The organism is Bacillus sp. PPSBB_2 (genome assembly GCF_045291115.1).
GTDB classification, from domain to species: Bacteria; Bacillota; Bacilli; order Bacillales; family Bacillaceae_G; genus Bacillus_A; species Bacillus_A cereus.
In genome coordinates this window covers 1,894,538-1,917,699 of sequence record NZ_CP147983.1, presented here as the reverse complement: position 1 = coordinate 1,917,699, position 23,162 = coordinate 1,894,538, and the positions used below count along the sequence as shown (strand labels likewise).

The following is a 23,162-nucleotide window of genomic DNA, read 5'->3' as shown; positions in this document are numbered from 1 at the left end:
AACTTTTCTTTTATTTTATAAATATACATTTTTTAACATGAAAAATAGACTAAAAAACCAACATGGTCATCCATGTTGGTTTTTCCATTTACTATCATGAATTAAAATTTTGCTGCTACTTTTTTAACGTTTTCTAGACCTTCTTCAACAATTTGTTGTGAACGATCTGGATATTGATTGTGTCCTTCAATTACAACTGTCTCTGGATTTGTAATTCCCCAGAATCCAAGTACCGTTGTTACGTAATTAACTGCCATTTCCATAGGAGCCATTTGCTCTGAAGAGTAATCTGAACCACGAGCACCTAACACAACTACTTTTTTACCACCAACTAAACCTTCTGGGCCATTTGCTGTATATTTAAACGTTTTTCCAGCTTGAGATAAGTATGAAATATATGTGATTAATGGCGCTGGTACTGTAAAGTTCCATAATGGGAATGCAAATACAACCTTATCAGCTTCTAAAAACTGATTTAAATATTGATCTACTGTAGCAACTGCCTTCTCTTCTTCAGCAGTTAACTCCATGCCTTGGCTACGTTTATATCCACCTGAAATCGCGATATTTCCGTAATAAGGAAGATCTAATGCAAATAAATCTAATTCCGTAATTTCTGTATTTGGATTTGCTTCTTTATAAGTACTTACAAATGTTTCATACATTTTTGAACTAACTGCTTGCTCCGCTGGACGATCGTTTGCTTTTACAAATAATACTTTTGACATTTTTTTATTCCCCTCTACATTCGTATTTTCTTCTTTTTTACCAAATAATGAGCTAAATAGTCCCATTTTCTTCACCTAATCTTTCTTTTCATATTCATTATTCATCATCATAAAAATTCTTATTCTAAGAAAAAGTTCCAATAGATACCTTAAGTTACGCTATCACAACTTTTTGTTATTTAATTACCTTATGTAAGTGATTGTAATATAGTCACTTACTTTATTCAAGTAACTTTTAATAAAAAATAAAATCTCAATTTAAAAATATTAACTAAAATACAATTGAACACCAAATACATCTTTATTACTTGTATAATAAACTTTGAGAGGAAAATTCATATATAGAAAGGATTTATTCATGAGCACTATAGAAAAGATTCAAACTTTTATTATTCTTTTTGCTGTTACATGCGGCATCGTACTCGGACAATTTAATATGATACATACGTATTCAGACAAATTTATTGTCCCCTTCTTATTTTTCATGCTATATGGATTATTCCTCAGCATTCCATTAAAAGAAATAAAAAACGGATTTCGCAATTTAAAATTTGCTGGAACAAGTCTTACTATTAACTTCTTATGGACACCTTTACTCGCTTGGGGGTTAGGAGCACTATTTCTTTCCGATCATCCAGCACTTTGGGTTGGATTTATAATGTTAATGGTTACTCCATGTACAGATTGGTACTTAATCTTTACTGAAATAGCGAAAGGTAATGTAGCACTTTCTACTGCAATTTTACCTGTAAATTTAATTTTGCAAGTACTGCTCCTTCCCATTTATTTATTTTTATTTGCTGGTGTCATGAAAACTGTAGCGATTTCTGTTTTAGTAGAAAGTATTGTTATCGTAATCGTCTTACCATTTATACTTGCACACGCTACAAAGTTCATTATGAATAAAATGAAAAAAGCTGAAACTCTCGAGAATAAACTCATTCCGTTTTTCAGCTCTGCTCAAATTATATTTTTAAGTTTAGCAATAGTAGCGATGTTTGCATCACAAGGTAAATATTTACTGCAAAATATGAATGTCGTTTTATTATTACTCGTTCCTGTTCTATTGTTCTTCATCATTAATTTTTTACTAGGACAATTTATCGGGCGCATGATGCATTTATCTTACAAAGATACAGTAAGTCTAAGCTTAACAACGTTAGCAAGAAACTCACCTGTTGCACTCGCTATCGCTGTGACCGCTTTTCCAGACGAACCTCTTATCGCACTTGCACTCGTTATTGGACCATTGATTGAGTTACCGGTACTAGCTTGTGTGTCACAAGTTTTGTTGCTTATTAAGAAAAAACGGCAATATGCATAATAAAAAACGTCCCATTTTGGGACGTTTTTTATTATGGAAAGATTACATACAACACTTACTTCTTATTTATCAATACAAATGAAATTACCGAAACTACAAACGTAATAATACCAATTATAAATTGATCGGCTCTAAAAATTTTATATGCTATAGAGAATTAACTTTTCGTTACATTAACAGATCCTTTCTAATTAAAAATGATAGGAAACGTAAATATAACGAAAGCTGCCCAAAGTCCGTATATTGGCAAATACTTCGTAACGGCATCTTGGATAGCTTTTGGTCCTGATTTATTTTGCAAGAAACGCATATAGGAAAACATAATCCAAATTAAATTTGCCCAGACCAGTATGTTTACACCTAAAACAGCAAGTCTATTAGGTGTAATCCCGTAAGAAGAAAGTCTGAATACTATGGCTGACAATGCGACAGTGTCAATAATAAGCGCCAGAACAATTAAGGAAAAATTTATATAATCTGAAATGTTCTTTTTCTCGTCCGAGTCACTCTCAACGATAGAAAATATAGTAACAGCCAATACGCCAAGCAGTATTCCGTTGAAGGCCATTAGGAAATTGCGATCCAAGAATGGATTTTTTCCGACCCAAATTACCGTTATAAGATAGATAAGCAAGGTAATCAGGACGAGAGGACTAAAAATTTTAGATATGTATGGTGTAATATTTTTAGCAAGCTTAAGATTCATTGATACTAAGTATGCAGTCACAATAGCGAGAGCCGCTGCTCCAAATAAAACAACATTACTAAAATAGAATTCTCCTATATCTAAGTCAACAAAGCTAAATAAACGCATGGTGAATACCGCAAGTATCATTCCGCTCACTGCCATGCTCCCGTAGAGAAGACAATATTCTAAATTAAATTTAATATAGGCTAATCTTGTACTGCCTTTTGAATATTCATTTCCTGTAAATGCAAGCCCTACTAAGCCCCATAAAAATATAGGAAGATGTAAATACGCAAGTATGGTACTGTCTTTATAATTTACTGGCAACGTATTAAGATAATACCCGGAAATTAGGAACAACGCTGCAAGGGAATAAATAATACTTTTTTTCGGAGTATTATTGTAAACAAAATAAGCAGCAATAAAGGGAATTACACCAAAAGCCAAATTAATTGGAGCAATTGCTTCCTGCTCAACAAAGTGGAAAATGATTCTAGTGCTTATGCCGGCCAGAATAGCTAAAAGGCCCATGAATAAGAAACCTTTTTGAAACAAAGATGTTTTTTCTTTATTTACCTTCTCCTTGAAATGCAACCTTTCATACCAAGCAGCTAGAACCTGGGAATCAGGATTTTGGTCCCATGCTTGTGAGAATGATTTTTTAAAAGCTTTCGGATCTTTTCTATACATCTTCTCCAACTCATGAGGGTTATCCATATTTTCGATAATCAAATTTTGATTGTTCATAATTTTACCTCCTCTAATAAAAAACAGCTTTGTTACCTTTCTATAAAAAGCATCTCACTGATTTATTATGATAATGATTTTAATACACAATTTATTGTTTTACAATAAATTATTATCAATTATAAAGATTTTTTTATTGTATATTTCATTTCAAACAAAAATATATAGTACTACTTATTCAAAAAAATATCCTATAGAATAGACTTTTTTAAGCGTCTATTCTATAGGATATTTTTTAATTATCATATTTTTATTTGTTAAAACAACTTAATTCTCAAACACAAAATTAATCTTATTATCTTTCCACTCTAACTTCGCATCAAATGTTTTCTCGCCCTTTTTAAAGCCTTTAATTAAATCGGTCTTTTCACCTTTTAATAGCTTTGTCATATTCTTTTGCGAAATTGTTTTACTTAATATTTTCTTCGAGATGGTAAAGTCACATTGTGTCGTGTTGTAATTAGAACAGCCGTAAAACGTTGACTTATCAATTACATCGCCATCACATTTTTTACAGCTACCAACCTTTTTACCTGTTGTAAATTTCGATCCTTTTCGCTCAATCGATTCAACATGCAATCCAGTAAAGTCCCATTTCTCTGACATTTCCACTGCATCTTCAATAATTTTAGCTGATAGCTTTTTCGTCTGTTCCATAAATGTAGCTGGTGAAGCTGTACCTTCACCAATTTCCGCAAGACGTTGTTCCCATTTCGCAGTCATTTCTGGTGAAGCTAGTATTTTGTCACCAATTGCGGTAATTAATACTTTTCCTTTATCAGTCGCATACACTTGGTTTTTCTTTACATCTATATACTTACGGTCTTTCAGCATCGTAATAATACCTGCGCGAGTCGCTTCCGTACCTAAACCTTCTGTTTTCTTTAATACTTTCTCCAGCTCTTCATTCTCTAAATACTTACCAGCTGTTTTCATTAACGTAATAAGTTGTCCTTCTGTATAGCGCTTCGGTGGCTGTGTTTTTCCTTCTTTCACTTTCACCTTTACAACTTTTCCTTCTTCGCCTTCAGCTACAATTGGAAGAATGGTTTCGTCATCTTTATCGTCTTGGAAAATAACTTTACGCCAACCTTCTTGAATTTGCTGTTTTCCTTTTGAAATGAATTCAGCACGTTCATCTACAAGCGTAATGATTGTTGTATAGTCAAAGATTGCAACTTCATAATGAGCTGCAATAAGCCTTCTTACGATCATATCGTATATTTTCTTTTCATCACCTGATAGTCTGCTTGGGTTTGTAACTTGCTCTGTCGGAATAATTGCGTAGTGATCTGTTACTTTCTTTTCATTTACATAACGCTTGTTATTCATAATGGATTCAACCGGAGCCGGTAATAAGCCTTTATATTCATCAAACTGACTTAACTTCTGTAAAATATCAGGGAACGTCGCTGCTTCTCCTTGTGTAACATAGTTAGAATCTGAACGTGGATAAGAAACAATCCCTTTTTGATATAGTGCTTGCGTTATATCAAGCGTCTTTTTCGGTGAAAACTTAAAGGCTTTATTTGCCGTTGCTTGCAGTGATGATAAGTTAAATAAAAGCGGCGGCTGAAACTCTTTACGCTCCGTTTTCATTTCCTTCACAACAGCCGGTTTCCCTTGGCAAAATGCCGCAATTTTATTCGCCATATCAGGGTCTTTTAAACGGGATTCATTATCCTTTTCCCATTTCCCGTCATATTTCTTTCCTTCTATATTAAAGGTTGCAAACACTTCCCAGAAAGGCTCTGACTTAAAGTTTTCAATTTCTTTCTCTCGCTTTACAATCAATGCTAACGTTGGTGTTTGGACACGACCAGCAGAAAATACATCATTCATTCCTTTTTTCTTTAACAAAATACTAAAGACACGTGATGCATTCATACCAACAACCCAGTCAGCGCAAGATCTTGTGTATGCTTCGTAATACGTATTAATTGTATCTGATTCATCAAGTAGATTTTTAAATCCTTGGTAAATAGCTTGCTTCGTTAAAGATGAAATCCATAGACGTTTCATCGGCTTTTGCACGTTACAAAGATTAATAATATTTCGTACGATCAGTTCCCCTTCACGCCCAGCATCTCCTGCGTGAATGATTTCTGTTACCTGTGGATTATGTAACAGCTGTTTCACAACGTTAAATTGCTTATACTTTGACTTTGTTACTTCAAATTGAAATCGTTCAGGAATCATCGGTAACGTATCAAGTGACCATTTTTTCCACTCTGCGTGATAATGCTCTGGATTACATAACTGCGTCAAATGACCAATTGCCCATGTACAGTACGCTCCATTTGGAAATAACTCATTCGCTTCTACTTCTAAATATCCATCTTTCCGGCGATATTTAAACTGTGAAACAAGAGCCAACCCTTGATCTGGTTTCTCGGCAATAATTAATTTCATTTTATAACTCCCTATCTGTATTCCAGTGTTACTTTCATTGTCTATATGTTTAGAAGCGATGATAAAACAACAATCTTATTTATCATTCGCGGTTTGTCTCGCAAATGGGAGACCTATAATATTATACGCTTATTCTTTATGGCTTCACAATAGAAACTCATAATATAACAATTTCTTTCACATGCTTATAATTAAAAAAGACGCCCTAAAAAATCAAGCGTTCCTTTGCTTACATCTATGAAATTGTGCAGATAATATGCAGATATTAATAAGCATAAGTACCCTCCATATAAACATATGATGAAATGAACGATAGGACAAGGAGGTATCATAATGTTTGCTTATACGTTAACTACCTTAACACTTTGCTGTACTTCGATTCTTATTACATCCTATATTTCTAAACGTAAGGGTACCCTAATGGAGTATATGGTATTTATTATGTCTTTTAGTATGAGTATTGGTTTAAGTATTGGTTTTTACTTAGGCATTCTCTTTAAGGGGGAATTACTATATTCTACTTTGCTTGCTATTTTAATTAGTGGTTTTATCGGTTTCTTAATCGGTCTACGTTTTCACCTATATACTGCTTTAGAAGGAATGTTCTCTGGATTAATGGCAAGTATGATGGGAGCAATGATTACAGAAATGTTAAACGCTCAACAAGCTCATAGTATATTGTTCATTAGCCTTTTACTTACTATAACGATTACTATGTCCTGTGTGATTCAATTGTTATCGGAGAACTTTTCTACTTTTATCCAACAGCGTTTTTTGTTATTACTTTCAATTAGTGTAGTAATTATCGTTGCCGTATTTACGACATTCCCAGATCATACTCCTGCACCTTCACCTGGGCATAACCAACATATACATTAGTACTTGCAACAAAAATGAATAAGCAGCTATCCATAGGATAACTGCTTAATATTACTCTGGCTTATTAGGAATGTTTCGGTTTGGAACATAATCCGATTTGTAATCTGTATATTTTACTTCTGTTACCATCCCAGCTGAAGCATGGTGTAAATCATGACAGTGGAACATCCACTCACCAGGATTGTCTGCTACAAAGGCTACTTCATATTCTTCTCCTGGCCTCAAATTCAATGTGTCTTTAACAATCGGAGAACCTTCTATCGGTTTTCCATCTTTACTCAACACCTGGAAGAAATGACCATGTAAATGCATTGGGTGATCATCCATTTTAGAACGATTTACCAACTTCACTTTTACTAAATCACCCTTTTTTACTTGAATTGGGTCAATATCCGGAAATACCTTTCCGTTAATTGTATATACCATTTCATTTCCATTCATTTGCGTATTTAAGTCCATATTATATGTGGCAGTATACTCTTGATTTAACGGGAAACTTCCTAATTTTTTAGTACCATATTTCATGATATCTACTTTCGGTAATTTTTCTTTTTCGTCTGCTTTATCTTTCATCTCTTTGCTGCCATCATATTCAATAACAGCTTTCATTCCTTTTGCACCTTTATTTTTCGAATGGTCTTCAACATACCATTTCCCAGTTTTATTAGCAGTAAATTCAATATCATAACGTTCACCCAGTGCGATTGAAATTACTTTATCCTTTATAACTTTTGGATCATTTATTGGTTGACCATCTGTCGCAATTACTTTTATATCATGACCGTGAACATGTATATCATGTGATAGATAACCAGCATTAACGAGTCGAAGACGAACTTTATCTCCCTTATTCACTTTCAATGGCACTACTAAATCACCGCTTTTTCCATTGATTGTGAATAAATCATACATACTCATATCATGACCTTCCATCTTCATATTTCCATGGTCCATTCCCGCCATATTGCCAGAGTCTTTTTGATCACTGCCCATGTCCATACCAGAATGAGCCATGCCGTTCTTATCATCATTCTTTTCCTCATTTTCATTACCTTTAGATTTATTACCTATTTGCCCTTTTGTCATTTCTTTTAACTGCTTATTCATTTCTTCTTTATCTGTAACCCATTCATCCAACATTAATGTGTAATCTTTATCATATTTTTCCTTTGTATCTTCTACAATGAGCGCTCCATACAAACCTCTATCTAATTGATTTACAGAATCTTGATGCGAGTGATACCAGTACGTTCCTGGTACGTTCGCTTCAAATTCGTAAGTGAAACTTTTTCCTGGTTCAACTGCATCTTGTGTCACGCCTGGAATTCCATCCATGTTATTTGGGACAGGATATCCATGCCAATGAATAGATACTGGTGCAGATAACTCATTTTTTAATGTCACTTTCACCTTTTCACCTTTTTTCACCCGAATTTCTGGACCAGGTGATGAGCCATTAAATGTCCAGACTGGAACAATAACACCGTTACCTAACTTTTGCTTTTCTTCTTTCGCTACTAAAGTAACTTCTGGTCCTTTTTCAACCTTCAATGGTTTTGTAGCTGTTTCAGCCTGTATTGTTTTTTTATCTTTCATATTTTTATGATCATTTGTTGTATTTGTGGCCAAAGAACATGCAGCAATTAAAAATATTACAGAGACCGTAACAGCTGTTAATACAAATCGCTTCATGGAAAATCCCTCCTTTTTCTTTTTCAAAATCATTATAGAACTTGATTTTCAAGAAAATAAGGAGATGTAATTAGATAATACGTAAGCTAATTGGAAGATTACTAAAAGCGGAGACATTACAAGAGGCGAATATTTTAAAAGTATAAAATACTTCCCTTGTAGCGACTATATTAGCCGTTCTCATATTTATTTTGACGTTATTTCTTAAGAAACAATAACACTGCTATTATTAAATAAGAAAAATGTAGCTAAAATGCTCTTCACAAAAGAACTTAGATTTTTGTATAATAAGAACTAATGTTCCTCACAAGGAAACAATGGACTCAAATTACACAAATATATCAAATAGAAGAGGATTGATATACGATGAAAATTGATAGACCAAAAATTTCACCAGAGTTATCTTCAAAGAATTTTCAAGATATTTTTTATGAAGAAGATCCAACATTGGAAGTGTGTGAAATTATAGACTCCACTTTCGAAAATGAATCTGTAGATAGAGTGCGATTATATGATGCGGTGATAAAAAACTGTAAGTTTACTAATACAGACTTTAGCAATATTGATATTACAGATGTTTGTTTTGAAAACTGTGATCTATCAAATGTTAATTTAAGCAATTCTTCTGTTCACAGAGTCGAATTTAAAAACAGTAAATTAATCGGAGTAAATTTCACAGAATCTAGCTTAGGAAATGTTAAATTTGAGAATTCAATTTTGAATTTAGCGGCATTTGGAAATTCCAAACTAGAAAAAATCATCTTCAATGAAACTTCATTAAATAATGCAGATTTTTTTGACTGTAAACTTAAAAAAGTTGAATTCCAATTATGTAGTCTTGATGAAGCTAATTTTGATCAGACATCACTGAAGGGGATAGATATTAGTTCTTCTACCTTTGATACACTTACAGTTTCAGTGAACGATTTAAGAGGATGTAAAGTATCAACATATCAAGCTGTTCAGTTTGCTACTTTATTAGGATTAATAATTAAAGATTAGTATTTCGAAGAAAAGAACCCTATCCCGAATCATGGATTTTTTAATTGTCCACGATTCGAGATAAAGTTCAAATAAATTAGTGATGACTCTTTTATTATTTAACTACAGCTTGGTTTCCTTTTACATGTTCATTATTTACACTCATAAATTCTTCAATTTCTTCAACTTCCCTAATGATATCTTTTGACAAGTTTTCATACCCGTCTTTCGTTACAAGAATGTCATCTTCAATACGAATTCCAATTGATTCTCCTTCAATATAAAGACCAGGTTCAATTGTTATAACCATACCTTCTTCTAACACTCTATCTTTATATGTTCCTACATCATGTGTATCTAAACCAAGGAAATGGCTGACACCATGATAATAGTATTTTGATAACTCTTCATCTTCTTGAATTAAACCAATTGCTTTACACTCTTCTGCCAGTACTTTTTTTGTATGCTCATTTAATGCAGCGAACTTTAATCCTGGCTTAATAAGTGCTGTTGTTTCTTTTAATGCTTTTAATACAATATTATAAATTTGTTTTTGACGACTAGAAAATGTTCCATTTGCCGGGAATGTATAACTAATATCAGCGTTATAGTAGTCTTTTTGAGCACCTAAATCTAGTAATACTAAGTCACCATTTTGAATTTGTGCATCATTATCTTCATAATGAAGAACTGTAGCATTTTTCCCACTCGCCAAAATTGTATTGAACGCATGGTGCTTAATGCCAGATGATTTCAGTGTAAAATCAAATTGAGCTTCTAATTCATACTCCATCATGCCTGCTTTTGCATTTTTTAACACATTGTAAATACCATCTTTCGTTACAGTAATCGCTTCTTTAATAATTTCAATTTCTTCCTCTGTTTTAAATACTCGTAATTCACAAATGTTCGGATATACATTACCAATTGTTACGTGTGGGTATTTTTCTCTTACATGTTTAGCAAATGCTAATGTTTTTGTCTCCGTACCATTCCAATCACGACGTTCTATATCTAAATATAGATGCTTCGCATTTTCTGTAAAAAGTATATTTGACATTGTCTTTTCAAAGCTATCTAAATATACAACTTTCTTTATACCTGAAATTTTCTCTGCTTCTTCGTTAGAAACTGTTTTACCGACCCATTTTTCCATTACTGGATCTGACTTTTCAATGAAAAGTGTTTCTTCAACACTACTTCCAACCTTTTTCAGCATAAAAATAACATTTGGTTCATCGATTCCCGTTAAGTAGTAAAAATTACGATTCGGTACAAATTTATAATGTGCATCAGCTGACATATGCGGTGCTTGTCCCGCAAATAATATCGTAATAGATCCCTCTGGTAATGTGTTTGCTAATCGTTCTCTATTTTGAGCAAAAAATGTTGATTTCATAATAATCCCCCTAGTGTTCTATGTATGCTTGTGAAACTAATCATCAATACAATTCATTCTATTATTGTTATAATTTTTCGTCAATTAATTATACTCATAGCGAAAGGAGAATTTTCATTACTCGGGCCTCTTCCACGCTAAATTATGCATACCACTCCACAATTTCTTGATATTTATTCCATATACTTAAAATCTCATATATAGGAAAGGAGCCATAACTTTGAAACATTATGTAGCAACAGGGTTAGCAATTACTTCTTTATTAATAATTTCAGGATGTTCTAGCAACGTCGAAACAGCACCAGTGAAAAAAGAAACGGCGCAATCTCAACCAAAAAATATAGAAACAGCAAATACGAGTCCGCAAGACTTCTATAAAGAAATTACATCCGGAAAAATCGAGCACATTCACGGAATTGGCTATGCAGGAAATATGTCTGGGGTTTCTATCGCCACTCATAGCGGGATAAAAGTTTATCAAAATGGCAAATGGCTTGAAACTAAAACTGGACTACATGATTATATGGGCTTTCAGGCAACGAAGAACGGGTTCTTTGCCAGCGGTCATCCTGAACCAGGAGCAAATTTAAAAAATCCTTTAGGATTAATGAAAAGTTCTGATGGTGGTAATACTCTCGAAAAGCTAGCTTTTTATGGAGAATCTGATTTTCATAACCTTGCTGTCGGATATAATACGGAAACAATTTATTTATACAATGAACGTCCAAATTCTAAATTGCAACAAGGTTTTTACTTCAGTACGAACAATGGACAAGAATGGAAAACTAGTAAATTGAAGGGGCTTTCAAGTGCAATCCACTCCTTTTCAGTACATCCAGATCAATCTAGTTTAGTCGCGGTAAGTACTAAAGATGGTGTTTACTTATCTACAGATTACGGAAATACATTTGAACTATTCTCTAAATCACTTGAATCGACCGCAATTACATTAAGTAATGAAGATGTTATTTACGCCCCTATTAATAAGCAAATCGTAACGAAGAAATCAATTGCTACAAATGAAGAAACAAACATACAAATTCCACCTTTAGATTCTAAAGATGCAATTATGTATATTTCACAAAACCCTCAAAATTCAGCCGAAATCGTATTTGCTACAATGAAATCAAATGTATTCCTCTCTACAGATGAGGGTAATACGTGGAAGCAGATTGCTAATGAAGGAACATTCCAATTTAAGTAGAAAGGTGAATATAACGTGTTTTCAACAATTAGTGAATGGAGCTATCAACTCATGTCTCCTTTAATGGCTGCCGCGAATGCTACGAAATCTGTACCTCTTTTATTTTCGTTTTTATTAGGCATAGTAGGTACCCTTGCTCCTTGCCAATTAACAGGAAACATTAGTGCTATTACACTTTATAGCAACCAATCTTTACAAAAGGAACATGTATGGAAACATATACTTTTATTCATTTTAGGAAAAATAATGGCTTTTACGACGCTTGGACTATTAGTATGGTTTTTAGGAAAAGAGATTCAGCAAATATTGACTTTGTATTTTCCATGGTTACGAAAAATGATGGGACCCCTATTAATTTTAATGGGGCTACTGTTGTCAGGTATTATAAAAAGAAGATATTTCTTCTCGATTAAATTTATACGAAATCAAAATGAAGTTGGTTCATTTTTACTCGGATTCTTCTTTTCCTTAGCTTTTTGTCCGACTATGTTCGTTCTATTTTTTGGAACGTTAATCCCTTTATCTTTATCATTTAATTACGGGTACTTGTTTCCAACGTTCTTTTCGATAGGAACTGCTCTTCCTATCGTCGTATTAATGTCCTTCATCTCCTATCTGGGATTAAACGGGGCATTACTAAAGAAGAGCAGGAAAATAGGAAATAGCATTCAGCGTATAGCTGGCTTTCTCCTTATTTTAATTGGATTTTATGATACTGCTCTTTATTGGTAATACATACAAAAGATAAGCTCTAGTGAAATGAGCTTATCTTTTGTAATATTATATTCATTTTTTCTTTTGCTGTAGTTGAGCTAATAAATTCTTAACAAACGCGAGAAACAGCGGGTCATTCTCTTTTTTAGGTGACCATTGCATAATAAGTTGTCGTGGAATTGTAATTTCTATCGGCTGTACAATGAAGTCATGAATAATTTGCTTATGTAGTCCTGATAACGGAACGATTGTTATGCCATTAACTTGTATAGTAAGTGCTAATGCTGAACTAATTGATTCTGACTCCATCACTTTATTAACTGTTATTTCATTTTTCATCAAATACGGTTCGAGCACTTCTTTGCAACCAGAAAGCGGCATAATAAAAGGATAATTTTTTATATCATTAATAGTAAGGTTAGGCGGAACTTTTTTTGAAGAAACCATAACATACGGATCTTCACCAATGACATCATAATGAAATCCTTGTATTAAATTTTCTTTTATAGAAATAGAAAAATCTGCACTACCTGATGATAGCCAATCTAACACTTCTTGATAGCTTCCTTCTCGAACTGCAAGTACATATTGACTATGATCAATATTCCCTAGTTGAATACACTCCGCCAAACAATATACAGTAACGGAAGGATACGTAGCTAGTACAATTTTATACAAGCTTTTATTCTTCAACTGGAAAGCTGTTTCCTCAAGTTTTTCATACTCCATTAGAAGTCGATTCACACCAACTAAAAATTCTTTGCCATTTTCAGTTAGAATCGTTCCTTGTCTAGAGCGATCAAATAACGTTATAGCATATCGTTTCTCTAATTTATTAATAATATGTGTTATTGCTGGCTGTGTCATATGTAATTCCTTCGCTGCCAGACTAATGCTATTTAAACGAGCCACATATGTAAAGACTTTAAAATCAAAAACATTCATTCTGTTCTCCTTATATAAAATATATTTATATCATCTATAAATAACCTTCATTATATTTATGAAACCACTTCATTTATACTGAGTATACATCATCAATATTGCAAATAGATGAAACTTATATACCCTAGAGGAGTGTTGATTAAATGAGTACTTACATTTTAGTACACGGAGCATGGCAAGGCGAATGGGCATGGGAATTAGTTAAACCTGAATTAGAGGCTTTAGGTCACACAGTTGTTACACTAGATTTACCTGGAAGCGGAAAAGATATGACTCCTTCTCAAAATATTACGTTAGATTCCTATGTTAGTGCCGTAACGGAAGTTATAAATCAACAAAATGAACAGGTTATTCTAGTTGGACATAGTATGGGTGGAATCATTATCACTCAAACTGCTGAACTTATACCAAATAAAATCGATAAATTAGTATATCTTTGTGCCTTCTTACCACAAAACGGAGAAAGTCTTGGTAGTAAATTAGACGGAGAAGACGGCCCGCAATTCACTATAAATGAGAATGACTTAACTGCTGAACTTATACCTAATCTAATTGAACAAACATTTTTAAATGCTATAGAAGACGAAGCGATTATAGAAACTTCTTTTAAACAAATGCGTCCTCAACCACTAGGACCATTCCAACAAGAGCTGAAAATATCTGAAGAAAACTTTGGAGCCATAGATCGCATTTATATTGAAACGACTCTAGATAGAGCGATTCCAATTGATTTTCAGCGCCGAATGAATACAGAAACACCTTGCAAGAAAATTATTACTTTAGAAGCTGATCATTCTCCATTTTTCTCTAAAGTATCAGAGCTTGTTCTTAACTTAAATGAATTAAGCTAAATTTTTCATAAAATAAATAGACACCTGTGAGTGTCTATTTATTTTACTAATTAAAAGTTATCTATACTCTATCTACATTGCCATGCCCTTTTGCTTCATCTCCCACTTTTTATACAGTAGTACTGCACCAAATAAAAATACTCCCGCAACAAATGAAGCTACTGGTAACATTTTTATCATTTCATCTGGAAATACGAGCGGCAATAATGGAAATGCATACGCTGCCGGAATACGTACACCAACAATTTTTAATAAAATAAGCATTAATATCATATTTAATAAAGTGACTACAATCCATGAATCAATCGCAAAGTACAATACCGTTCCAACAGTTGCAGATGCAGTTAATACGACTATTTGTTTAAAAGCCATTTTTTCATTGTACATCGGCTTTTGAAGTGATTCATACACGACAACTAATATTGGTGGAATAACTGCTAATTGTTCATAACCAGTTATCCAACATAAACTGATCCACACAAAGTTTAGTATTAGAAATACAATCATATACTTATACTGTATATTCACTTTTCGCTCCAGACCACTGTTCAATTTAAATATAAGTACACCAACCATTAATATAAATGTTAAAGCGCAGACCGCGATAACAAATGACCATTCCGTCGCATTTGTTACTAATGGTAATAAACCTGTCGCAACTGATGGTGCTAAGTTGGATTGAATTACACGCAAAAACAGCATCATGAATACAAGCGTTAAGCTTACTTTCCCTAAATAGGCTATATCCATTTGATTCACCATAAAACCGATTACAGCTGTTATTGACGGTGCAATAAAAATTTTTTCTGGTTGTCTTAACCATCCTGGCTCACGATACGCCCATAAAGCAATTGCCATCGCCGCTATTTCCGGCAAAATGACTTCTGGATCATTTAATAACACACCAGCTATTACCATAGCTAAAATAAATAAAATAGCAATCGTATATGAGATGATTGTTTCTTTCTTTGAAATTACTGCATTCATTATTACATACTCCTTTTTGCTTATTGCTTTCATAATGTAAAACAACAACTTAATATACCCTACCACAGTATTGTATATTAACATCTTTTCTATTTCAAGTATTAGTAGTCATTTACATTCTCTCTCACCCCATACACTTACAAAACAAGGCATTTTATAGACATTGACACTTATTAAAAGATAGGTTAAAATAACTATACATTAGTAAGTAGCTAATGTAATTAAATCTAACTAGAGGTGAAACAAATGAAAAATATTTTATTCCGTATTAACGAATTGTCAAAAAAAGAAAAAGCAACTGGATTAACAGTTGATGAAAAACAAGAACAACAAATGTTGCGTCAAAACTATACACAAACATTTCGTGGAAGCTTAGATTCCATTTTATTAAACACAAAAATTGTTGATCAAAATGGTCTTAACGTTACACCAGCCACATTACAAGATGCTCAAATACGTTTAAAATTAAGCAAATGAGTTCCGCGCTAAAGAATTTTAATAAAACATAAACAGAGCTGGATTTCCTATATAGAAATTCCAGCTCTGTTTATTGTCTTTTCTAATTTAGTAAACGAGCGATACATCGCAATTCTCCACGACACAATCATCGCAAATGCAAGTAAGAAAAACATTCCGCTTAACTCTGCCAAATCAATTGATTGGCTTAAATATGACTTTAATGCCACGCGTACAGCTAATAAGCCTACTAAAATAAATATGAATGCTTTTGACGGTTTCATAAATATATGTTCGCCTTTTATTTCGAACTTAGTTGTTTTAATAAGAAAAATAGAAAAGATAAGCCCTATACTAATTGCCTCGACTATTTCTAACGATGTTAATCGAAACTCTGGTAAAAAGTACATCATCCCGTCTGTACTCATAAAAATTGGCGGCAATATAATTTTCTTTTTCGTTACCGGCTTTTTCGCTGCTTTAAAACGTAGAAACATTACCCCAACAGCCATACAAACTGCTACGACACTTGATAAAAGTGCTATCATACTTTCCCACTCCTATCTATTTAAATGACTTTTTTAGCAAAATCATAAACCAAACGAGCCCGATACTTATAATAACATGACCTAATCCAGCCATATGGCTTAAACCGTAAAAGTCAGTTCCATTTACTTGTAGAAGACCTCTCCATAGCATTGTAGCAATAGTAAAGATTACTCCTACATTATAAACAACAAACCATGCACAAAAGCTCTTTGTTTCTTGTACATGAAACACTTTACATAAAGCTAAAGCAATTAAAAAGAATACAAAACCGAGCACTAATACATGTGTATGCACTAATTGCAACATTGTGGATCCTTTAATTCCTTGTGCTTTCGTATACTCTCTTGCAAATACACCTGATAATAAACCAATAATTAAGTAAATAAATGCCGCATTATATAATTTCTTCATTCTATTCCTCCTGTTGTAAACTTTCTATATTCGCTGCAATCATTTTACGGAAAGTTTATGAACGGAATATGAATAAAATATTACATCCTATTTTCAAATAAAAAGCCATTTTGTTTATATTGGTTTTCCCATTTCAAAATTACGGTGTCTCTTATACCAATAGCTTTACTAATTTCTCGGTAACTTTCATTTCCGTTCAAATAACGTTGAACGATGTATATTTTTTCATCAGTTGTGAATTTAACCATAGAAAAACTGCACCCCAATTGTTAGACTGTGTCTAACAATTGGGGTGCAGTTCAGTTTTTAATGGTGGGATGCTCTTTTATAATTTATTCATTATTGATTATTTTCCATCCTGTAAGTTTCTAGCTTAATTTAAACCATTGCTTCAGTTTCTATAATTACTAAAATTACCCTTTTCTCATAACCGTCTAATATTCCTAAAATTTCCGGGATTTTTGAGTTCATGCGGTTAAGCCCTCTCAATTATTTTAGAACTTAACTAATCTTAGTTTGTAACTCCATTCCAAACATCGACATCATTATCATCTAAAATGGCTTTGATTTTATCTTTCTCAAAAACTACCAGATATTCATAAGGTAAGGCTAAAACTTGAATAATTGAAGGTCTAATTTTTAGTAGCTGATATGCGTAATATACTTCTAATTCACCGTCAGTTTCTTCTGTTTCATCGACAGGACCGATATACCAACCAGAATCACCTTTGTCACAATCCCTAGCTCTTTGTAAATAAACCTCATCTAGTTGTAACACATTTTTTGAAGTCACTATTTTATCGCTAAACTTTATTGTTTCACCGTCAATATTTAACTGACGTAAACAATGTACTTGTTCTAATTGCACCCATAAAGCAATTGTTAGATCATCTGTAGTATCCTTAAATGGATTTTTTGTATAATCTGGGGCAATAATATGATACCCATCTTCACGTTTGGATAGAACAAAAATAGACCAACCAACTTGCATAGAAAATCTATCAACTAATTTGTTATCTTCTACTTTAGTTAGCAAATACAATAACTTTTCTATCTGGGGGCCTAAATGTTCTTCTGCTGTAGCTATTATCTTTTTACCACCTATATTTTTAACTATTGTTTTCAATGGATTGTAACCTCTCTTTTATTGATTTTTTCAAAGCTTCTCTAGCCACTGCTTCACGTTCTAACATTTCTAGTCTTATAATTTCCGGAACATTACCGTATTTAGGGTGCCCCGGCCATGTACTCCAATCTTTTGCATTCAATGTAAGTTTTCGCTCAATGTGTTGTGCTTCTTGACGGATATTTATAAAGAAATGAGATAACTCTTTATCATTGTGCCAAGTTTCTAAAATACGGTTAAATAAGCGGTTGCTTCGATTTTTCAATTCGTGAAAATCAGCTTCCGCTTGTTCCTGAGTTCGAAGCGCGGATTAATTTCGGTCCTGTTCTTCAAATACACTTCGTAATTTTTGATTTAACTGTTTAATTTGGTTTTTGATATCTCAATCCATTTTTTTCCTCCTACCGTTTTATCTTTACGAAGGTGGTCATATTAGCGGAAAGTATTGTGAAGCTCGTGATCCATTCTCTCAAACTCTTTGGCTACCGAATGAATGTTATCGACCGCTTGTTGAAAGGTGGTGGAAAATTGTTTCGTCAAATCTAAAACTTGTTGGTTCGCTTCTTGTGCTTTTGAATTAACTGAAAGCGTAGTACGTGTCACCTTTTTTATAGAACGATTTGTTGCGCTTTGGATTGTATCTGAAGCTGCCCTCATTCGCGTTGCGATTTGTGTAGCGCTTTGAAAATTACTTTGAAATTGTCCCATCGTATAAACCCCTTCTATACTTAATAGAGCATGAAATTTATACCATATTAGTATAGATTTTTATATTGATAGAGAACCTTTGTTGGTAGGGTGTTTTTTAGAGTACGAAAGGTAATTCAATTATAAAAATAGCCTATCATCTTTTAATATTAATTGGGAATTTATATTGTACTTACACTACATTAATATTTAATTTTTAAAATTTTACATGTGGTAAAATAATAAATTGATGAAAAAGGGGACAAAATATCAGTAAATAATTCACCGCAATATAAAGTAAAAAAACTGCACCTCCAATTGTTATGCGTGTCTAACAACTGGAGGTGCAGTTCACTTTTCAACTTATTTTAAATCTTCTATTGAGAAAGCACCTGGAAGTAATTGCTCAACAGTCACTTCTTTTTCATCACCTTTTACATTCGTTAATACTACAGGCATTTTCGGATCACAGAATTCAGCAATTACTTGTCTACACGCACCACATGGTGAAATAGGTCCATCAGTTTCTCCTGTAATAACTAAATAACTAAAATCGCGCTCACCTTCTGATACTGCCTTAAATATTGCTGTTCTTTCTGCACAGTTACATAAACCGTAAGAAGCATTTTCTATATTACAACCAGTATAGATTTTCCCTTCTTTCGTAACTAACGCTGCGCCAACAGGAAATTTAGAATACGGAATATACGCTTTCGATAACATCTTGTTTGCTTCTTCAATATATTTTTTCTTATCCATATTATTTCCCCCTCAAAGTAAATGAAATGATGATTAGTCAGTAATAACTGTATGAACTAATTTAGGAGCCACTGCTGTTTCAGCAATAGAGATGTTCTCATAAATTTTTGCTTTTACATCTTCTACATTTTCACGATTTGCGTAGATTGTTACGAATGGCTCGCCTTCTTTTACTGCATCGCCAACTTTTTTACGTAACATTAAACCTACCGCTAAATCGATTTCATCTTCCTTCGTTGCACGACCTGCACCAAGTAACATAGCTGCAATACCAATCTCATCTGCAACAATGTTAGAAATAACACCTGAAGTTTTTGCAGGTACATCAATTACATACTTAGCTTGTGGCATTTTTTCTGGATTGTCTACAATTGAGCTATCTCCGCCTTGATTGCTTAAGAACTCTTTAAATTTCTCAGTTGCTTTTCCGTTTTTCATCACTTCAATTAGCATTTCACGAGCTTCTTCTAACGTATTTGCTTTTTTCGCAAGTACGACCATTTGACTTCCTAATACAAGTACTAATTCTGTTAAATCTTCTGGACCTTCACCTTTTAACGTATCAATCGCTTCTTTCACTTCTAGAGCATTACCAATCGCAAATCCAAGAGGTTGTGACATATCTGAAATAACTGCCATTGTTTGACGTCCTACATTATTTCCGATACGTACCATTGCATGTGCTAATTCTTTTGCATCTTCTTCTGTTTTCATAAATGCACCAGCACCTGTTTTTACATCAAGTACGATTGCGTCAGCACCAGCTGCAATTTTTTTACTCATAATTGAACTTGCGATTAAAGGAATTGAGTTAACAGTTCCTGTTACGTCGCGTAATGCATAAATCTTTTTATCTGCAGGTGTTAAGTTTCCTGTTTGTCCAATAACAGCTACTTTGTCACGGTTTACAATATCAATGAACTGCTCTTTCGTAATTTCAACGTGGAATCCTTCTACCGCTTCTAATTTATCAATTGTTCCGCCCGTATGTCCTAAACCACGACCAGACATTTTTGCTACTGGTACATCTAAAGCAGCAACTAATGGTCCTAATACTAATGTTGTTGTATCACCAACACCGCCAGTTGAATGTTTGTCTACTTTAATCCCTTCAATTGCTGATAAGTCGATCGTTTCTCCAGACTCAACCATCGCCATCGTTAAATCTGCACGTTCGCGATCTGTCATATCTTTAAAGAAGATTGCCATTGCAAGCGCACTCACTTGATAATCAGGAATACTTCCGTCTGTATATCCATTAATAAAGAATTTGATTTTTTCAGTCGTTAATTCTTTGCCGTCACGTTTTTTTGCAATAATATCTACCATTCTCATTACAATCACCATTCCTTTTTATATTATATGAATCTATTAAAATAGTAAGCCAACGATTGTTGCTGATAAGAAACTTACTAATGTTGCACCGAATAGTAATTTCAAACCAAATCTTGCGACTACATTCCCTTGCTTTTCATTTAAACTCTTAACTGCCCCTGCAATAATCCCAATTGAAGAGAAGTTTGCAAATGAAACTAAGAATACAGAGATAATCGCTGTCGTTCTATCTGAGAAATTAAAGTTTCCTTGTGCTAAATCTGTCATAGCGACAAATTCATTTGATACTAATTTTGTTGCCATAATATTTCCGGCATTAACTGCTTCATGCCAAGGTACACCCATAATAAATGCAAATGGTGCAAATGCATAACCAAGAATTTCTTGGAACGAAATACCGATTACACCTTTAAATACTGCATTAATGAATGCGATAAGAGCAACGAAACCGACTAACATAGCTGCTACTGTAATCGCAACTTTAAATCCATCAATAATGTATTCCCCTCGTAGAATATAGTTTAGATCAGTATTTCTGCTTTCTAATTACCCTGATTTTAAAAAAAATAGATAACAAGATTCCTTACGGAATTTGTTTCGATATTATTGAATTTCCCAGATACAATGGATGTATGGAAAGGATCCATCGGGAATTTGCTCATTTCCCCTGTAGCTCTGTCTACGATAAAAAGTCTGTTACCCGAGCCATTGCTATCACTACCAACACACTAGCTGTTTCGATAACTGATTGGGCTTTTGGATAGTAGTTCAAAAGGTAGCCCCCAAAAGTTGTCATTGTATTCTCGTAGGCGAGGTTGTGGTTACGCAATGAGCTTCTGGGAAATCCCATAGTATCGAAGCATATTCCAAATAACCAATGAAAGGAGGTCCTTCCAAATGAACTTATTTGTCGGATTAGATGTCAGCTCTGAGAAACTAGATGTGTGCTTTTTATCAGACGATAACCAATTGACAATTCTTCTTGAAGCGAGTCTCGGAAATGACGTGAAAGGCGCTCATCAAATTAAACAAAAAATTTTAGAATTTCAAAATGTGTACTCGTTTTCTCAAATCGTCATAGGCATGGAGTCAACTTCTATGTACAGCTTTCATCCTGCTACATTTTTTAATGAGGATCGAGAATTAAAGCGTATAAATACCGTCGTTACCATCGAAAATCCTTTTCGCATCAAGCAATTCAGTCGAATATTTGATGAAGATAAAACAGATAAAAATGATGCGATGCGAATCGCTGACTTTTTAAGAATCCAAAGATTCACTACGTCTCCCATTAAAGAAGAGAAATATATGGCTCTTCAACGTTTAACTCGCACACGTTACCAATTAATTGGACAACTTGTAGAAACGAAACAACATTTTCTCGAAAATTTAACTTACAAATGCAACACGCTCACGCGTGAGTTAAAGAATAGCGAAACTCCTTCTTCTGTATTTGGAGCTACCTTAATCGCTTTAATGACAGAAGATTATGGGTTAGAAGAATTAGCTCAAATGCCTTTAACAGATTTCGCCTCTTTGCTTCAAGAAAAAGGTAACGGCCGGTTTAAAAATCCAGAAGGATTAGCGAAAACGATTCAACGAGCCATTACTATGTCTTATCGTTTAGGAGAAGTCGCTCAAGAATCCATCAATATTATCCTGAGTATTCTTGCTCGCGAAATTCGTGCACTCGAAGCCAGTATCAAAGACCTTGATAAGGCAATTGAACAGCTCGTAATGGTCCTACCAGAATACCAATGCTTGACGAGTATTCCTGGTGTTGGAAAAGTGTATGCTGCTGGATTACTAGCTGAGATCGGACAAATCCAACGATTTGAAGACCAAACGAAACTAGCTAAATATGCCGGATTAAGCTGGAAAATCAAGCAATCTGGAAATTATCAGTCTGAAAATACGCCCTTAACCAAACAAGGCAATCGTTATCTTCGCTATTACTTAGTTGAGGCTGCCAATTCAGTAAGAAGATATTTGCCTGAATATCAAGCATTTTATCAAAAGAAATACAAAGAAACACCCAAACATCAACACAAAAGAGCCATCGTCTTAACCGCAAGAAAATTTGTGCGTCTGGTGGATACGCTACTACGTAACCATCAACTCTACACGCCACCAAGGAGCGTGATAGAAAAATAACACTTTGTTATTGACGCAATCTTGGAAACGGCCCGAAAAAATTTCATTTTTGGTCGGGTCTATTTCCGTATGCTGAAAAAATCGCACCTAGAAAAAATCAGTCTTGTTTTACTCTTGACTTATTACCACTAGAC

21 protein-coding genes and 3 pseudogenes are annotated in these 23,162 nt (G+C 33.7%); 8 read left to right on the top strand and 16 right to left on the bottom strand.

Going from position 1 to position 23,162, the window contains the following annotated elements; genetic code table 11:
* Positions 1 to 101 precede the first annotated feature (101 nt).
* Positions 102 to 794, bottom strand: coding sequence for an FMN-dependent NADH-azoreductase (locus V6946_RS09620; RefSeq protein ID WP_000522528.1), 693 nt, complete (start codon positions 792 to 794; stop codon positions 102 to 104).
* Between the two features lie 292 nt (positions 795 to 1,086).
* Here V6946_RS09620 and V6946_RS09615 point away from each other — a divergent pair, with 292 nt between their 5' ends.
* The gene (locus tag V6946_RS09615; RefSeq protein WP_006922051.1) at positions 1,087 to 2,052 is read left to right on the top strand and encodes an arsenic resistance protein; all 966 of its coding nucleotides are present in this window, start codon (positions 1,087 to 1,089) and stop codon (positions 2,050 to 2,052) included.
* 187 nt (positions 2,053 to 2,239) lie between these two features.
* On the opposite strand, the gene V6946_RS09610 is transcribed toward V6946_RS09615, so the two are convergent.
* Together V6946_RS09610 and topB are read right to left on the bottom strand one after the other, a co-directional pair.
* Positions 2,240 to 3,487 carry a DUF4153 domain-containing protein gene (locus V6946_RS09610; RefSeq protein WP_006922049.1) on the bottom strand — a complete coding sequence of 416 codons (1,248 nt, stop codon included), beginning with the start codon at positions 3,485 to 3,487 and terminating at the stop codon, positions 2,240 to 2,242.
* A gap of 267 nt (positions 3,488 to 3,754) precedes the next feature.
* The gene (gene topB / locus V6946_RS09605) at positions 3,755 to 5,899 is read right to left on the bottom strand and encodes a DNA topoisomerase III (RefSeq protein WP_000766734.1); all 2,145 of its coding nucleotides are present in this window, start codon (positions 5,897 to 5,899) and stop codon (positions 3,755 to 3,757) included.
* 333 nt (positions 5,900 to 6,232) lie between these two features.
* On the opposite strand from topB, the gene V6946_RS09600 reads away from it, so the two are divergent.
* Complete coding sequence (locus V6946_RS09600; RefSeq protein ID WP_000458541.1) at positions 6,233 to 6,778, top strand: hypothetical protein; 546 nt, start codon at positions 6,233 to 6,235, stop codon at positions 6,776 to 6,778.
* A gap of 51 nt (positions 6,779 to 6,829) precedes the next feature.
* Here V6946_RS09600 and V6946_RS09595 read toward each other — a convergent pair whose 3' ends face one another.
* Entirely contained in the window at positions 6,830 to 8,470 is a 1,641-nt protein-coding gene (locus tag V6946_RS09595; RefSeq protein ID WP_006919935.1) for a multicopper oxidase family protein, read from the bottom strand.
* Positions 8,471 to 8,836: 366 nt separating this feature from the next.
* On the opposite strand from V6946_RS09595, the gene V6946_RS09590 reads away from it, so the two are divergent.
* The gene (locus V6946_RS09590; protein ID WP_000687270.1) at positions 8,837 to 9,472 is read left to right on the top strand and encodes a pentapeptide repeat-containing protein; all 636 of its coding nucleotides are present in this window, start codon (positions 8,837 to 8,839) and stop codon (positions 9,470 to 9,472) included.
* Positions 9,473 to 9,566: 94 nt separating this feature from the next.
* Here the strand turns inward: V6946_RS09590 and V6946_RS09585 are convergent, their stop codons facing one another.
* A complete protein-coding gene (locus V6946_RS09585; RefSeq protein WP_366981776.1) occupies positions 9,567 to 10,850 on the bottom strand; it encodes an aminopeptidase P family protein in 1,284 nt (427 codons plus the stop codon).
* Between the two features lie 220 nt (positions 10,851 to 11,070).
* Between V6946_RS09585 and V6946_RS09580 the strand changes: the two genes are divergently transcribed.
* Entirely contained in the window at positions 11,071 to 12,054 is a 984-nt protein-coding gene (locus tag V6946_RS09580) for a F510_1955 family glycosylhydrolase (RefSeq protein ID WP_006919936.1), read from the top strand.
* Positions 12,055 to 12,069: 15 nt separating this feature from the next.
* Positions 12,070 to 12,786: a sulfite exporter TauE/SafE family protein gene (locus V6946_RS09575; RefSeq protein WP_006919937.1), complete on the top strand. Its 717-nt coding sequence runs from the start codon at positions 12,070 to 12,072 to the stop codon at positions 12,784 to 12,786.
* Between the two features lie 54 nt (positions 12,787 to 12,840).
* Here the strand turns inward: V6946_RS09575 and V6946_RS09570 are convergent, their stop codons facing one another.
* Entirely contained in the window at positions 12,841 to 13,713 is an 873-nt protein-coding gene (locus tag V6946_RS09570) for a LysR family transcriptional regulator (protein ID WP_001100328.1), read from the bottom strand.
* 143 nt (positions 13,714 to 13,856) lie between these two features.
* Between V6946_RS09570 and V6946_RS09565 the strand changes: the two genes are divergently transcribed.
* The gene (locus V6946_RS09565; protein WP_000109162.1) at positions 13,857 to 14,564 is read left to right on the top strand and encodes an alpha/beta fold hydrolase; all 708 of its coding nucleotides are present in this window, start codon (positions 13,857 to 13,859) and stop codon (positions 14,562 to 14,564) included.
* 72 nt (positions 14,565 to 14,636) lie between these two features.
* Here V6946_RS09565 and V6946_RS09560 read toward each other — a convergent pair whose 3' ends face one another.
* Positions 14,637 to 15,551, bottom strand: a complete 915-nt coding sequence (locus V6946_RS09560) for a hypothetical protein (protein ID WP_006919940.1) — start codon at positions 15,549 to 15,551, stop codon at positions 14,637 to 14,639.
* 246 nt (positions 15,552 to 15,797) lie between these two features.
* Between V6946_RS09560 and V6946_RS09555 the strand changes: the two genes are divergently transcribed.
* Positions 15,798 to 16,028, top strand: a complete 231-nt coding sequence (locus tag V6946_RS09555) for a DUF896 domain-containing protein (RefSeq protein ID WP_255181965.1) — start codon at positions 15,798 to 15,800, stop codon at positions 16,026 to 16,028.
* 47 nt (positions 16,029 to 16,075) lie between these two features.
* Here V6946_RS09555 and V6946_RS09550 read toward each other — a convergent pair whose 3' ends face one another.
* From V6946_RS09550 to V6946_RS09510, 9 genes and pseudogenes are all read right to left on the bottom strand, one after another.
* Complete coding sequence (locus V6946_RS09550; protein ID WP_006919943.1) at positions 16,076 to 16,555, bottom strand: CcdC family protein; 480 nt, start codon at positions 16,553 to 16,555, stop codon at positions 16,076 to 16,078.
* Between the two features lie 16 nt (positions 16,556 to 16,571).
* Positions 16,572 to 16,967 (bottom strand): DUF2871 domain-containing protein, encoded by a 396-nt coding sequence (locus V6946_RS09545; protein WP_000737876.1) that lies wholly within the window; start codon positions 16,965 to 16,967, stop codon positions 16,572 to 16,574.
* Between the two features lie 104 nt (positions 16,968 to 17,071).
* A pseudogene (locus tag V6946_RS09540) lies at positions 17,072 to 17,215 on the bottom strand (transposase); the annotation flags it as partial.
* A gap of 263 nt (positions 17,216 to 17,478) precedes the next feature.
* Positions 17,479 to 18,093, bottom strand: coding sequence for a hypothetical protein (locus tag V6946_RS09535; protein WP_006919945.1), 615 nt, complete (start codon positions 18,091 to 18,093; stop codon positions 17,479 to 17,481).
* Positions 18,094 to 18,220: 127 nt separating this feature from the next.
* A pseudogene (locus tag V6946_RS09530) lies at positions 18,221 to 18,472 on the bottom strand (DUF3958 family protein); the annotation flags it as partial.
* Between the two features lie 53 nt (positions 18,473 to 18,525).
* Positions 18,526 to 18,801 (bottom strand): TIGR04197 family type VII secretion effector, encoded by a 276-nt coding sequence (locus tag V6946_RS09525; protein ID WP_006919948.1) that lies wholly within the window; start codon positions 18,799 to 18,801, stop codon positions 18,526 to 18,528.
* Between the two features lie 342 nt (positions 18,802 to 19,143).
* Complete coding sequence (locus V6946_RS09520; RefSeq protein WP_366981773.1) at positions 19,144 to 19,539, bottom strand: cytidine deaminase; 396 nt, start codon at positions 19,537 to 19,539, stop codon at positions 19,144 to 19,146.
* A 33-nt stretch (positions 19,540 to 19,572) separates the two neighbouring features.
* Entirely contained in the window at positions 19,573 to 20,874 is a 1,302-nt protein-coding gene (locus V6946_RS09515; protein WP_366981772.1) for a pyrimidine-nucleoside phosphorylase, read from the bottom strand.
* A 36-nt stretch (positions 20,875 to 20,910) separates the two neighbouring features.
* A pseudogene (locus V6946_RS09510) lies at positions 20,911 to 21,381 on the bottom strand (nucleoside transporter C-terminal domain-containing protein); the annotation flags it as partial.
* A 390-nt stretch (positions 21,382 to 21,771) separates the two neighbouring features.
* Between V6946_RS09510 and V6946_RS09505 the strand changes: the two are divergent.
* Positions 21,772 to 23,028 (top strand): IS110 family transposase, encoded by a 1,257-nt coding sequence (locus tag V6946_RS09505; RefSeq protein WP_256426878.1) that lies wholly within the window; start codon positions 21,772 to 21,774, stop codon positions 23,026 to 23,028.
* Positions 23,029 to 23,162 lie beyond the last annotated feature (134 nt).